Here is a 13,764-nt window from a genome sequence, read left to right as displayed (position 1 = left end):
AGATGCAATGGGAAGAGCCGCCGACGGGAAACAGCGAATCTGCAGTGGTCGCGACATTGCTGCATCATCAAGGGGGATTAAGGTGAACAAGAGGCTTAAATGGGTGGCTAACCCGCATGCGCGTCAGGACAGGGACAAATTTCCCCTGCACTTTTTAGGCCGGGAGGAAATTAAAAAGGTGAGGGATTTTCACCGCACCTTTCCGCAGTACGATCCGACTCCTCTGCGGAGCATGTCCGAACTGGCCGCCTACGCCGGTGTAGCGGGGATTTATGTCAAGGATGAGTCCTATCGTTTTGGTTTAAACGCATTCAAAGTGCTGGGCGGTACTTATGCCATCGGCAAATATCTGGCCGGGCGTCTCGGGCTGGATATCAGCGAAATCAGTTTTGACAGCTTGAAGACCGGAGAGGTCAGAGAAAAGCTGGGGAATATCACTTTTACCACCGCCACGGACGGAAACCACGGCCGGGGGGTGGCCTGGGCCGCCCAGCAGCTCGGACAAAAGGCGGTTGTTTACATGCCCGTCGGTTCTTCGCTGATCCGCATGAAAAACATACTGGCCACCGGGGCCGAGGCCTATATTACCGACCTCAATTACGATGATGCGGTCCGACTGGCGGCCGAGAACGCGCGCAAAAGTGGCTGGGTGGTTGTTCAGGACACCGTCTGGGAAGGTTATGAAGACATTCCCACCTGGATTATGCAGGGTTACGCCACTATGGCCGCGGAAGCCCTGGAACAGTTGAAGCAGTGCGGCGTGGACAGGCCGACCCATATCTTCATCCAGGCCGGAGTGGGGTCGCTGGCCGGTTCCGTACAGGGTTATTTTGCCTCTATTTTCGGCGCTTCCCGACCGATCACCGCCGTTGTGGAGCCGGAAAAGGCCGATTGTATTTACCGTTCCGCCCTGGCCGGCGACGGGAAACCGCGGAAAGTGGGCGGCAATATGAATACCATTATGGCCGGGCTGGCCTGCGGCGAGCCCAACCCGATCGGCTGGCGGATTCTATGGGATTACAGCGATGCGTTTATTTCCTGTTCGGATTGCCTGGCCGCCAAAGGAATGCGCATTCTGGGCAATCCGTTGGGCGGAGATCCGCGGGTGGTGTCGGGCGAATCGGGAGCGGTGACCATCGGTGTGCTGATTGAGATCATGAAGAACGAAAACTTGAAACCGGTGAGAGATTTGCTCAAACTGGACAGAAATTCAAAAATCCTCATTTTCAGCACGGAAGGCGACACAGATCCGGTTAATTATAGAGATGTCGTATGGGATGGAAAGTATCCCAGCTTTGATTGTGAGAGTGAACTTCCCGAAGAGTGAATAATGGCCGGGGCAAGAGCAAGGAGAGGGGATATTTATGGGTACTGATTTTTCCCGGATTGTGGAGCTGGCACAGAAATATCAGCCGGAAATGAGCAGATTTTTGCGGGATATGATCGCTATCCCCAGTGAAAGCTGCCAGGAAGAAAAAGTAATCAACAGAATCAAGGAAGAAATGGAAAAGGTCGGTTTTGACCGGGTGGTTATCGATCCGATGGGGAACATCCTGGGGTATATCGGTAATGGCAGGCATCTGATTGCCATGGATGCACATATCGATACCGTGGGTGTCGGCAACCCGGAAAACTGGCAGTACGATCCCTATCAGGGCTATGAGGACGATGAAATTATCATCGGCCGCGGGGCCAGCGACCAGGAAGGCGGTATGGCCGCCATGGTTTACGCCGGAAAAATAATCAAAGAGCTGAACCTTTTGGACGACTATACCCTGGTGGTGGTCGGTTCGGTACAGGAAGAAGATTGCGACGGTTTGTGCTGGCAGTACATTATTAACGAGGATAAGCTCCGGCCGGAGTTCGTGGTGCTCACCGAACCGACGGACGGCCGGATCTACCGCGGGCAGCGCGGCCGGATGGAAATAAAGGTGACCACCAAAGGGATCAGCTGTCACGGTTCCGCTCCCGAACGCGGGGACAACGCCATATATAAAATGGCCCCCATTTTACTTGAACTGCGTGCGCTGAATGAAAACCTCAAAGACCATGACTTTCTGGGCAAGGGCACGCTGGCCGTATCGGAGATCTTTCACACTTCGCCCTCCCGCTGCGCGGTGGCGGACAGTTGCTGGATTTCCATCGACAGACGGCTCACCGCCGGTGAGGATGCGGAATATGCCCTCCAGCAGATCAGAAATCTGCCCTCTGTAAAGGCGGCGGGTGCCGAAGTGTCCATGTACGAATATGCCAGGCCGTCGTATACGAATCTGGTTTATCCCACGGAAGCCTATTTCCCCACCTGGCTGATTGAGGAGGATCATCCGGTTTGCAAGACGCTGGTGGAGGCTTATCAGAATCTGTTCAAACGGGAACCGGTGGTCGACAAATGGACCTTTTCCACCAACGGTGTTTCCATCATGGGGCGTTTCGGCATTCCCTGCATAGGTTTCGGCCCCGGACACGAGGATCAGGCGCACGCGCCCAATGAAAGAACCTGGAAGAAGGAACTGGTCGACGCGGCGGCCATGTATGCAGCCATTCCCGGGATTTACGTGCGCAAATACGCCGGAGAAATGCCGGCCCGCACGGAAAACCCGATCAAGTAAAGCCAAAAACCACACTCTACCAAGGAGGAATTAAGGTTATGCAGTCCATTTTTCGCGGCAGGCATTTTATCAACCTGGAGGATTTCTCCAAAGAAGAAGTCGACACCATGCTGGAAGTTTCTTTTGACTTGAAGAAAAAGTTCGCCATGGGGGTGCCCACCCCGTACCTCAAATACCAGACCATGTTCCTCATCTTTTTCGAACAATCCACCAGAACCAGGAATTCCATGGAGGCGGGCATCGCGCAACTGGGCGGCCACGCCAACTATCTGGATTCGAGCAATATGCAGATCGCCCACGGTGAAAGCGCCAAGGACACCGCCATCATCCTGTCCCGGTTCGGTCACGCCATCGCCTGCCGGTACTGCAACTGGGGCCTCGGCAACAAATATCTGAATGAAATGGCCAAATGGTCGACCGTTCCGGTGATGAACCTGCAGTGCGATCTTTACCACCCGTTCCAGGCACTGGCCGACCTGATGACCATGAAGGAAAAAATCGGCGACTTGAAGCGCGTCAAGGTCTCGATCATCTGGGCCTATGCGGAAAGCCACAAGAAACCGATTTCAGTCCCCGTGTCCCAGGTGCTGCTCTTCCCACGCTACGGCATGGATGTAGTGCTCGCGCATCCGAAAGGCTGGGAGCTTCCGGACTGGGTTATCGAACAGGCCAGAGCCAATGCCGCCAGATACGGTGGTACTGTCACCGTAACCAATAATGAAGAAGAGGCATACGAAGGCGCACATGTTGTGATTCCCAAAAACTGGGGGAGCTGGGTAAACGATCAAACCGGAGCGACGACGGTTGGAGCGGCCAAAGTGGTCGACGAAAAGCTCATGGCCCACAGGTCCTGGAAGTGCACGGAAGCCAAGATGGCTCTGGCGGATAAAGATGTCATGTATATGCACGCCCTGCCGGCTGACCGCAATAACGAAGTTGAAGACTCGGTCATCGACGGACCGCACTCCATCGTGTACGACGAGGCGGAAAACCGTCTGCATACCGCCAAAGCGGTAATGACTCTTTTGATGGGTGGCCGGTAAAATGAGCGAACTGCTTGTCGTAGCCATCGGCGGCAATTCCCTGATCCGCGATGAGGCGCATCAAACCGTTGAAGATCAAAACGACGCCGTTTGCGAAACGGCCGGACATATCGCCGGTCTGATTGAGCGGGGTTACAAGGTAATCATTACCCATGGCAACGGACCGCAGGTCGGGTTTATATTAAGAAGGGCGGAGATTGCCACCGCGGTGGCGGGTATCCACCGCGTGCCGTTGTATATGTGCGGCGCCGATACGCAGGGTTCCATCGGCTATCAGATTCAGCAGGCCATGGGTAATGAGTTCAAGAAACGCGGTTTGAACAGGCAGGCGGTGACGATTATCACTCAGACGGTCGTGGCCGTTGACGACCCGGCCTTTCAAAATCCGACCAAACCGATTGGCTCCTTCTATTCCGCGGAGCAGGCCGAAGCAATTAAAAAGGAAAATCCCGGCTGGGTGCTGGTCAACGATGCCGGTCGGGGTTACCGGCGCGTGGTGCCCTCCCCCGTTCCGCAGGAAATCATTGAAAAGGATATCATCAAAAGACTGGCGCATGACGGTTACTGCGTAATCGGTGTGGGCGGCGGCGGCATTCCGGTGATCAGACAGCCCGACGGAACCCTGCTGGGCATCGATGCAGTGCTGGACAAAGATCTGGCCACCAGCCTGCTCGCTTCCGAGGTGCATGCCGATATGCTGGTCATTTCCACCGGCGTGCCCAAAGTGTATTTGAATTACGGCCGGCCGGAGGAAAAAGCGCTGGATGAAGTACATCTGCCGGATTTGAAGAAATATGTGGCCGAAGGCCATTTTGCTCCGGGGAGCATGCTGCCCAAAATTCAGGCCGTGATCAGCTTCCTGGAAAAAGGCGGGAAAAAAGCCATCATCACCAATCCCGAATCTCTGGAGGAAGCCGTGGCCGGAAAGACGGGGACGCATATTTATCCATAAAATTAAGAAGTTCCGCGTTCGGACTATCATGGAGGGAGGGGCGTATAAGACGCTCCGCCCCTCCCCGGCCTTATCCCGCCGGACTGCTGCTCGAAAAGGAGACGACGGAGCATGGGAATTCTATTGAGCGGGGGAACGGTGGTCACCGCCGCTGATTGTTACCGGGCTGATGTGCTCATGGAAGACGGGCGGATTGTCGCCGTCGGCGAGCGGATCGGCCGCCCTGAAGATGAGGTTCTGTCGGTGGACGGCTGCTTTCTCTTCCCCGGGGGCATTGATCCGCATACGCACTTTGATCTGCCGGTGAGCGGCACCGTCACCGCCGACGATTTCGCCAGCGGCACCCGGGCGGCGCTTCTGGGCGGCACCACCACGATCATCGATTTCGCCACCCAGTTTGCCGGTGAATCCCTCCAGCAGGCGCTGGACAACTGGCATGCCAGAGCTGCGGGCAAATGTTACACCGACTACGCCTTCCATATGGCCATAACCGACTGGACCGACCGCACGGCGGGGGAAATGAGCCGGCTGGTCGCGGAAGCCGGGGTGTCTTCTTTCAAGTTTTATATGGCCTACAAAGGAACACTGCAGGTGGATGACGGCGTCCTGCTGCAGGCTTTGACGGCGGCTAAAAGCGCGGGAGCGCTGATTTGCCTGCATTGTGAAAACGGTGACATGATTCAGGCGCTGGTCGACCGGGCCCTTGCTGCGGGGCACGTATCGCCCCGCTATCATGCCCTGACCAGACCGCCCGTGGTGGAACAGGAGGCCACGGAGAGGGCGCTCGTCCTGGCCGGCCTGGCGGGTGCGCCCGTATATATTGTGCATCTCACCTGCGGCGGGGCGTTACGGGCGGTGGTCGAGGCCAGACTGCGGGGGGTGGAGGTTTACGCGGAAACTTGTCCGCAATACCTGCTCCTGGACGAAAACTGTTATCAAAAAGAAGGGTTCGAGGGGGCCAAATATGTCATGTCGCCTCCTCTGCGTTTCCGGGAAGAGCAACAGGTATTGTGGTCGGGCCTGGAAAGCGGCCTGGTGGATACCGTGGCCACGGATCACTGCTCATTTAATTTTAAAGGGCAAAAGGAACTTGGTCTTACCGATTTCAGCCGGATACCCGGCGGTATTCCCGGAGTGGAGAACCGCATGGGATTGTTGTATACGTACGGCGTGGCGACCGGCCGGATCAGTCTGCACAGGTTTGTCGACCTGACCTCCACCCGGGCGGCCAGGCTGTTTGGTTTGTATCCCCGTAAAGGAACAATTGCCGTGGGCAGCGATGCCGATATCGTGGTCTGGGACCCGCGGGGCGGTGCGACGATTACCGCCGGCACGCAACAGCAGCGGGTTGATTACACGCCCTACGAAGGTTTTGAACAAAAAGGCCGGCCGGTGCATGTGTTTTTGCGCGGGCGGCAGGTGGTGAAAGACGGCCGTCTGTGTGACGGGCGGCCCCGCGGGGAATACCTGCCTCGCAAGCCGTTTGCTGCGAAAGGTGGTGCAGTATGTATACCATAAACCTCAACGGAAAGGTTTATACGACGCAGGAAGATATCAATTTACTTGAATATTTGCGGGAAGAACTGCATGTGACTTCTTTAAAAAACGGTTGCAGCGAAGGCGTTTGCGGCGCCTGCATGATTCTGGTGGACGGCCGGGCCATGCGCTCCTGCCGCCTGACCACGGCCAGAGTGAGCGGGAAACAGCTGCTCACCGTGGAGGGTCTTTCCGACTTTGAAAAGGAAGTTTACGCCCGTGCTTTTGCCGACGCCGGGGCGGTGCAGTGCGGTTTCTGTACGCCCGGGATGGTGATCAGCGCCAGGGCCCTGCTGGATAAAAACCCCAACCCCTCGAAAAGGGAAATTAAAGAAGCCATCCGCGGCAATATCTGTCGGTGCACTGGATACGTAAAAATCGAACGGGCGATCGAAATGGCGGCGCAGATGCTGCGCGAAAAAACAATACCCGCCGCGCCAGCCGGAAGCGGGGTGGGCGCCAGCCTGAACCGGGTGGATGCGCGGGAAAAAGTTTTGGGCACGGGGCGGTATGTGGACGACATGTATCTGCCGGGTATGCTCTACGGCGCCGTGCTGCGGACGAAATATCCCCGCGCTTTGATTAAAAACATAGACGTTTCGGCGGCCCGCGCGCTGCCCGGGGTGGAAGCGGTGCTGACGGCCAAAGACGTTCCCGGCGTGCGTTACTGGGGCTTTATTTTCAAAGACTGGCCGGCTCTGGTCGATGTCGGGGAGGAAACCCGGTATATCGGTGATGCCCTCGCCCTGGTGGCGGCGACTTCCAAAAAAACCGCCCGGGAAGCGCTGGACCTGATCAAAGTGGAATACGAAGAACTGCCGCCGGTTACCACCACCGCTGAAGCGCTGGCCGCGGATGCGCCGAAAATTCATCCGCAGGGGAATTTACTCTCCACCACCCGTGTGCGCCGGGGCAATCCGGAGGAAGCGCTGGCCCGTTCGGCCCATGTGGTGACCAGCCGCTATTACACTCCGCCCACCGAGCATGCCTATATGGAGCCGGAGAGCGCGCTGGCGGTGCCGGGGGAGAACGGAGAAATCACGGTTTATTCAAGCAGTCAGAGCATATATGAAGATCAGCACGGTATCGCCGCCATTCTCGGCCTGCCCCTGGAAAAAGTGCGCGTGATTGCCGGGCTGGTCGGAGGGGCTTTCGGCGGCAAAGAAGACCTGAGCGTACAGCATCACGCCGCACTGCTGGCCATGAAGACCGGCCGGCCGGTCAAGCTCACCCTGAGCAGGCAGGAAAGTATTCTCGTGCATCCCAAACGCCACGCCATGGAGATTGAACTGACCACCGGCTGTGACGCCGGGGGGAAAATCACGGCCATCGTGGCCCGGGTGGTCGCCGATACGGGAGCCTATGCCTCCCTGGGGCCGCCCGTGCTGGAAAGGTGCTGCACGCATATCGGCGGGCCGTATCATGTGCCCAATGCCGATATAACCGGTCTCTGCGTTTATACCAACAATCCGCCGGCCGGGGCGTTCCGCGGCTTCGGTGTGCCGCAGGCCGCTTTTGCCTGTGAAACCAACCTGGATCTGCTGGCACGCAAAGCCGGCATTTCCCCGTGGGAAATCCGTTACCGCAACGCGCTGGAACCGGGTCTGACCAATGCGACCGGACAGATTGCCGACGCCGGTACGGCGATCAAAGAAACCCTGCTGGCGGTGAAAGAAGTTTACGAATCCCACCGGTACGCCGGCATAGCCTGTGCCCTGAAAAATACCGGTATCGGCGTGGGTCTGCCCGATATATCGAGAGTCAAAATCCGGGTTGAAGACGGACGGGTGCGTGTCCTGACCAGTGCCGCCTGCCTCGGTCAGGGGCTGGCCACGGCCATGTCGCAGATTGTGGTGGAGACAACCGGCCTGCCGCTGGAGTTGATCGAAGTGGCCACACCGGATACATCCCTGACTCCCGATGCGGGAACCACCACCGCCTCCAGGCAGACACTGTTCACCGGCGAGGCCACCCGCCAGGCGGCGCTCAAATTGAAACAAGCTTTGCAACAGTCAACATTATCGCAATTGCATGGCAGTGAGTTTTACGGCGAATATGCCGGGGTGACCGACCCGCTCAATTCGGACAAGGAAAATCCGGTCAACCACGTGGCTTACGGTTACGCGACGCATGTGGTGATCCTGGACGAACAGGGCCGGGTGAAGAAAGTGGTGGCGGCGCACGACGTCGGGCGGGCGATCAATCCGAAGGCCGTGGAGGGCCAGATTGAAGGCGGCATCGCCATGGGCCTGGGTTATGCTTTAAGAGAAGATTTCCCGCTGCAGAACGGCGTACCCCGGGTGAAATTCGGTACGCTGGGCCTGTTTCGCGCCACCGATATGCCGGAAATTGAAATCATGCTGATCGAGAAAAATCCGTCCCCGCTGGCCTACGGCGCCAAAGGCGTGGGGGAAATCGCCGGCATTCCCGTCGCCCCGGCGGTGGCGGCGGCCTATTACCGCTATGACGGGAAGGTAAGGTACCGGCTGCCCCTGGCGGATACAGCCTACCGGAAGAAAAAGACTGCTTCGGAGCAGGATTAAAAGGGGTGAGCAGATGAGTTACCAGGTGATTGGTAAAAGCGTAAAAAGAGTCGATGCGGTGGCCAAAGTCACGGGTAAGGCCAAATATACCGGCGATTTTGTGGAAAAGGACATGCTGGTGGGCAAAATATTGAGAAGCCCCTATGCCCACGCCCGCGTTAAGCGCATCAACACTGAAAAGGCCAGAGCACTGCCCGGGGTGGAGGCCGTGCTCACCTGTGCGGACGTACCGCATATAAAATTCGCCACCGCCGGGCACCCGTACGCGCTGGACCCGGAACACCGGGATATTGAAGACCGTTTGATTTTAACGGATAAGGCCCGCTTTGTCGGTGACGCCGTGGCCGCCGTCGTGGCCAGGGACGAGCTGACAGCGGCCGAGGCCTTGAAGCTGATTGAAGTGGAATACGAAGAATTACCGTCCCTTTTATCCGTGGAGGCGGCCCTGGCCGAAGATGCGCCGGCCATTCACGAGGACCGGCCGGACAATGTGATCGCCAGCGGCGGGTACGCATACGGCGATCTGGAAAAGAGCATGCAGGAGTCCGATCTCATCTTCGAGGGTGAATACGAAACAGGCATAGTGCAGCACTGCCAGCTGGAAAATCATAATTCCTATGCCTATGTAGATGGTGAAAACAGGATTGTCATCGTTTCCTCGACCCAGATCCCCCATATTGTGCGCCGGGTGGTGGGGCAGGCCCTGGGGATACCCTGGGGACGGATCCGGGTGATCAAGCCCTATGTGGGCGGCGGATTCGGCAGCAAGCAGGATGTCTGTCTGGAACCGCTGAACGCGGTGATGACCCTGGCGGTCGGGGGGCGTCCGGTAAGACTCGAGCTCACCCGGGAGGAATGCATGATCGATACGCGCACCCGGCACGCCATCAAATACAAAATCAAGACCGGGGTATCCCGTGACGGGAAAATAAACGCCGTGCATATCACCGCCATCTCCAATAACGGAGCCTATGCCTCGCACGGTCACGCCATCGCTTCATCGGGGGGAGCGAAGTTCCGCTATCTTTACACTCCGCAGGCGATGAAATACGAGCCGCGCACGGTTTATACCAATCTGCCCGTGGCCGGGGCCATGCGCGCGTACGGTTGTCCGCAGATCTTCTTTGCCTTTGAAAGCCATCTGGATGAGATCGCCCGGGCGCTGAATATGGACCCGATCGCCCTGCGCGAGAAAAACCTGGTGCAGGTGGGCCACAAAGATCCTTTGAGCGACACCCGGGTCTTGAGCTGTGGAATTCGCGAGTGCATTGCCCGCGGCAGAGAATTGATTCAGTGGGACAGGAAAAAAGCCCTGTATAAAAATCAAACCGGCGACCGCCGGCGCGGACTGGGCATGGCCTGTTTCAGCTATCAATCCGGGACTTTCCCGCACAACCTGGAAGTGGCCGGAGCGCGCATTGTTTTGAATCAGGACGGCTCGGTGCAACTGCAGATCGGAGCGACTGAGATCGGCCAGGGCAGCGATACGGTTTTCGCCCAGATGGTGGCCGAAGTGCTGGGGATTACGGTGGATATGGTGCATGTGATTTCCACCCAGGATACCGATGTGACCCCCTTCGACCCCGGCGCCTATGCCTCCCGGCAGACGTATGTGACCGGAATGGCCGTGCGCAAGGCGGCGCTCGAAGTGAAAGAAAAAATACTGGACTTTGTCCGGGGCATGACGGATATTCCGGCCGGAGCGCTGGACTTGAGAGAAGGAAATGTTGTTTATGCGCATTCGGGCGAAGTGGTCATGCCGCTGGCGGAAGTGGCCATGCAGTCCTACTACGACCCGGTTTTCTCCAGCCCGATCACCAGTGACGTTTCCAACAACGCCCGCATCAACGCCATGCCTTACGGGGCCACATTCGCCGAAGTGGAAGTGGACATTAAAACCGGAAAAATCGAAGTTCTGGAACTCTTCAATATTCACGACTCGGGAAAAATCATCAACCACCAGCTGGCCGAAGGCCAGGTTTACGGCGGCGCCGCTATGGGCGTGGGGTATGCGCTTTATGAACAATTATTGTTTGATGAGAAAACCGGCCGCCCCCTGAACAACAACCTGCTGGATTACAAACTGCCCACGATTATGGATATACCGGATATCAAAGCGGTTTTCGTGGAAACAAATGAGCCGACCGGCCCCTTCGGCGCCAAGGCGCTGGGAGAACCTCCGGCCATCACGCCGGCCCCCGCGATCAGGAATGCCGTGCTGGACGCCACCGGTGTGGCTTTCCGGCGGTTGCCGTTGAACCCGCAGCATGTGTTCGAGAAGTTGAAAGAAGCCGGATTACTGGACCGGGATGGTGAGTGAAATGTACGACATTAAAGAATATTACGAAGCGAAAAATCTCGAGCAGGCCCTGGAAACTCTGGCCGCCGACCCGGGGCTGACTGTTGTGGCGGGCGGTACAGACGTTTTAATCAAAATGCACCACGGGCGGATAGAAAAAGCCCGCCTGTTGAGCATCCGCCGGATTGCATCACTGGCCGGCATCACCGTGGGTGCCGACGTCACCATCGGCATCGGACCGCTGGCCACCTTCACCCGCCTATCGCGGGACGAGCAGATCAAGGAAAACCTTCCCATTCTGGTCGAAGCGGCCCTCTCCATGGGCGGGCCCCAGATCCGCAATGTGGCCACCATCGGGGGGAATATCTGCAACGGGGCCACTTCGGCGGACAGTGCGCCGACCCTGTTCGCCCTGAACGCGCGGCTTGTCCTGAAGAGTAAAAAAGACGAAAGAATTGTCCCGATCAATGAATTTTATCTGGGACCGGGAAAAGTGGATTTGCTTCCCGGGGAAATACTGACCGAAATCCGGATTGATCCCGCCGATTACCGCGGTTTCGGCGGACATTACATTAAGTTTTCCATGCGCAAGGCCATGGATATCGCCACCCTCGGCGTGGCGGTCACCTGCCGGCTGGCCGGGGGGGATGCCTTTGCCGATGTGCGCATCGGACTGGGTGTGGCCGGACCGACACCTCTGCGCTGTCGGGAAGCGGAGGAGTTCGCCCGGGGGAAAGTTGTATCCGCGGAAACCATCGCCGAAATCGGCCGCCTGGCCGTCAAATCGACCCGGGCGCGCACTTCCTGGCGGGCATCGCGTGAATACCGGGAACATCTGGTTGTGGAACTGGTCCAGCGGGCTTTGAAAACTGCCGTGGTGAGAGCGGGGGGGGTTGAAATTGCTTAAACGGATTTCCTTTACGGTGAATGAACAGGAAGTCAGTATGGAAGTGGATGTGCGCGAGTCGCTTCTGGAAGTGCTGAGAAACCGTCTGGGGTATACCGGGGCCAAAAAAGGCTGCGGCGTGGGGGAGTGCGGAGCCTGCACCGTCCTGGTCGACGATACGCCCATTGATTCCTGCATTTATCTGGCCGTGTGGGCGGACGGGAAAAAGATCAGAACAGTCGAAGGTCTGGCCAAAAACGGTGAGCTGACCGAAGTGCAGAAGGCCTTTGTTGATGAAGGTGCGGTGCAGTGCGGCTTTTGTACTCCGGGCCTGATCATGACCACCACGGCGCTGGTGGAAAGGGGGGAAAAACTTTCGCGGGAAGAGATCAAACGGGAGCTCTCCGGACATTTCTGCCGCTGCACGGGGTACAAGCAGATCCTCCACGCCGCGGAAAAATGCCTGAACAACATCTGTAAATCAAATGAGGGGCAACAGGTAAATCGGGAAGACAACTAAGGAGGCAAACCACATGCAGAACAGGCATCCGGTAGACGAAGTACTGCCTTTGAGCCAACTTTTAATTTACGGTCTGCAGCATGTGCTGGCCATGTATTCCGGTGCCGTAGCCGTACCGCTGATCATTGCCGGCGTGGCCGGGCTGAGCAAAGCCCAAACCGCTTTTCTGATCAACGCCGATTTGTTTACCTGCGGTATCGCCACCCTTATCCAGACCATCGGCTTCTGGAAGCTGGGGATCAGAATACCGGTCATTCAAGGAGTGACGTTCGCCGCTGTTTCACCGATGATCATGATCGCCAAAGCCGGCGGGTTGACATCAATTTACGGCGCCGTTATGGTGGGCGGCCTGCTGGCCTTTCTCATCGCTCCGTTTTTCAGTAAACTGCTGCGTTTTTTCCCGCCGGTGGTCACCGGCAGCGTGATCACCATCATCGGTATTTCGCTTCTGCCGGTCGGAGTGGCCTGGGCGGCGGGCGGAACCGGCAACCCGCATTACGGGGCCCTGCCCTACCTGGCCGTGGCCGGTATAGTGCTGGTTTCCATCCTGTTGCTCACAAAATACACGAAAGGATTCATAGCCAATATCGCGGTGTTGCTGGGGCTGATCATCGGACTGATTGTCGCCATCCCGCTGGGCATGGTCAGTTTTTCCGGTGTGGCCACGGCCTCCTGGCTGGGTATCGATACGCCCTTCCACTTCGGTATGCCCAAATTTGAACTCGGTTCAATCATCGCTTTTGTTTTTGTCATGCTGGTGACCATGGTGGAATCGACGGGTGATTTTCTGGCCATCGGCGAGATTGTGGAGAAACCGATCGGCGAGGAGGATCTCGCCCGCGGGCTGCGCGCGGACGGGCTGGCCACTTTCCTGGGCGGCATGTTGAACGCCTTCCCGTATACGGCTTTCGCCCAGAATGTCGGTCTGGTCGGCCTGACCGGAGTGAGGAGCCGCTGGGTGGTGGCCACTTCCGGAGGCATTCTGGTGGTGCTGGGGTTGTTCCCCAAACTGGCCACCGTGATCGCTTCGCTGCCGCCCGCGGTTTTGGGCGGGGCCGGGATCGCCATGTTCAGCATTGTGGCCGCCAATGGGATTAAAACTCTTTCCCGGGTGGATTTTGACCACGGTCATAACATCTTCATTGTGGCCATCAGCATCGGTATCGGTTTGATTCCTCTGGTTGACGCGAATTTCTTCAATTTGTTCCCTTCCTGGCTGCAGATCATTCTGCACAGCGGCATCACGCTGGGTTCGTTGACTGCGGTTGTGCTCAACCTGTTCTTTAACGGTGGTGGTTCCAGTCATGAGAATAAAGAACAGCTGGCGGAAACTACGGTATTTAATATAGGGTAGTTTGCTCAAGATAAAATAAATT

Annotated in this window: 10 protein-coding genes; all 10 read left to right on the top strand. The window is 57.3% G+C overall.

The features are described from left to right. Nucleotides 1-82 precede the first annotated feature (82 nt). The gene (gene dpaL / locus A6M21_RS01940; protein WP_066666212.1) at nt 83-1,327 is read left to right on the top strand and encodes a diaminopropionate ammonia-lyase; all 1,245 of its coding nucleotides are present in this window, start codon (nt 83-85) and stop codon (nt 1,325-1,327) included. Nucleotides 1,328-1,364: 37 nt separating this feature from the next. Continuing rightward, entirely contained in the window at nt 1,365-2,609 is a 1,245-nt protein-coding gene (locus tag A6M21_RS01935) for a YgeY family selenium metabolism-linked hydrolase (RefSeq protein WP_066666211.1), read from the top strand. 38 nt (nt 2,610-2,647) lie between these two features. Then, complete coding sequence (locus tag A6M21_RS01930) at nt 2,648-3,652, top strand: ornithine carbamoyltransferase (protein ID WP_066666210.1); 1,005 nt, start codon at nt 2,648-2,650, stop codon at nt 3,650-3,652. 1 nt (nt 3,653) lies between these two features. Further along, nucleotides 3,654-4,604 carry a carbamate kinase gene (arcC, locus tag A6M21_RS01925; protein WP_066666209.1) on the top strand — a complete coding sequence of 317 codons (951 nt, stop codon included), beginning with the start codon at nt 3,654-3,656 and terminating at the stop codon, nt 4,602-4,604. A gap of 111 nt (nt 4,605-4,715) precedes the next feature. After that, nucleotides 4,716-6,122, top strand: coding sequence for a dihydropyrimidinase (gene hydA, locus A6M21_RS01920; RefSeq protein ID WP_066666208.1), 1,407 nt, complete (start codon nt 4,716-4,718; stop codon nt 6,120-6,122). Continuing rightward, nucleotides 6,110-8,683, top strand: coding sequence for a selenium-dependent xanthine dehydrogenase (xdh, locus tag A6M21_RS01915; protein WP_066666207.1), 2,574 nt, complete (start codon nt 6,110-6,112; stop codon nt 8,681-8,683). The genes hydA and xdh overlap by 13 nt, the downstream gene beginning before the upstream one ends. A 13-nt stretch (nt 8,684-8,696) precedes the next feature. Next, the gene (gene xdhA, locus A6M21_RS01910) at nt 8,697-11,003 is read left to right on the top strand and encodes a xanthine dehydrogenase molybdenum-binding subunit XdhA (protein ID WP_066666206.1); all 2,307 of its coding nucleotides are present in this window, start codon (nt 8,697-8,699) and stop codon (nt 11,001-11,003) included. A 1-nt stretch (nt 11,004) separates the two neighbouring features. Beyond that, complete coding sequence (gene xdhB, locus A6M21_RS01905; protein ID WP_066666288.1) at nt 11,005-11,889, top strand: xanthine dehydrogenase subunit XdhB; 885 nt, start codon at nt 11,005-11,007, stop codon at nt 11,887-11,889. Then, complete coding sequence (gene xdhC, locus A6M21_RS01900) at nt 11,876-12,388, top strand: xanthine dehydrogenase subunit XdhC (protein WP_066666205.1); 513 nt, start codon at nt 11,876-11,878, stop codon at nt 12,386-12,388. Before xdhB ends, xdhC begins: the two co-directional genes overlap by 14 nt. A gap of 13 nt (nt 12,389-12,401) precedes the next feature. Then, nucleotides 12,402-13,742, top strand: coding sequence for a nucleobase:cation symporter-2 family protein (locus tag A6M21_RS01895; RefSeq protein WP_066666204.1), 1,341 nt, complete (start codon nt 12,402-12,404; stop codon nt 13,740-13,742). Nucleotides 13,743-13,764 lie beyond the last annotated feature (22 nt).

The organism is Desulfotomaculum copahuensis (assembly GCF_001655685.1).
GTDB classification, from domain to species: domain Bacteria; phylum Bacillota; class Desulfotomaculia; order Desulfotomaculales; family Desulfovirgulaceae; genus Desulfotomaculum_G; species Desulfotomaculum_G copahuensis.
This window is presented reverse-complemented; position numbering and strand designations above follow the sequence as displayed.

Excerpts from the sequence above, each read along its gene's own strand:
- A6M21_RS01935 (WP_066666211.1), top strand. The coding sequence starts at position 1,365 with ATGGGTACTGATTTTTCCCGGATTGTGGAGCTGGCACAGAAATATCAG.
- A6M21_RS01930 (WP_066666210.1), top strand. The coding sequence starts at position 2,648 with ATGCAGTCCATTTTTCGCGGCAGGCATTTTATCAACCTGGAGGATTTC.
- arcC (WP_066666209.1), top strand. The coding sequence starts at position 3,654 with ATGAGCGAACTGCTTGTCGTAGCCATCGGCGGCAATTCCCTGATCCGC.
- hydA (WP_066666208.1), top strand. The coding sequence starts at position 4,716 with ATGGGAATTCTATTGAGCGGGGGAACGGTGGTCACCGCCGCTGATTGT.
- xdh (WP_066666207.1), top strand. The coding sequence starts at position 6,110 with ATGTATACCATAAACCTCAACGGAAAGGTTTATACGACGCAGGAAGAT.
- xdhA (WP_066666206.1), top strand. The coding sequence starts at position 8,697 with ATGAGTTACCAGGTGATTGGTAAAAGCGTAAAAAGAGTCGATGCGGTG.
- xdhB (WP_066666288.1), top strand. The coding sequence starts at position 11,005 with ATGTACGACATTAAAGAATATTACGAAGCGAAAAATCTCGAGCAGGCC.
- A6M21_RS01895 (WP_066666204.1), top strand. The coding sequence starts at position 12,402 with ATGCAGAACAGGCATCCGGTAGACGAAGTACTGCCTTTGAGCCAACTT.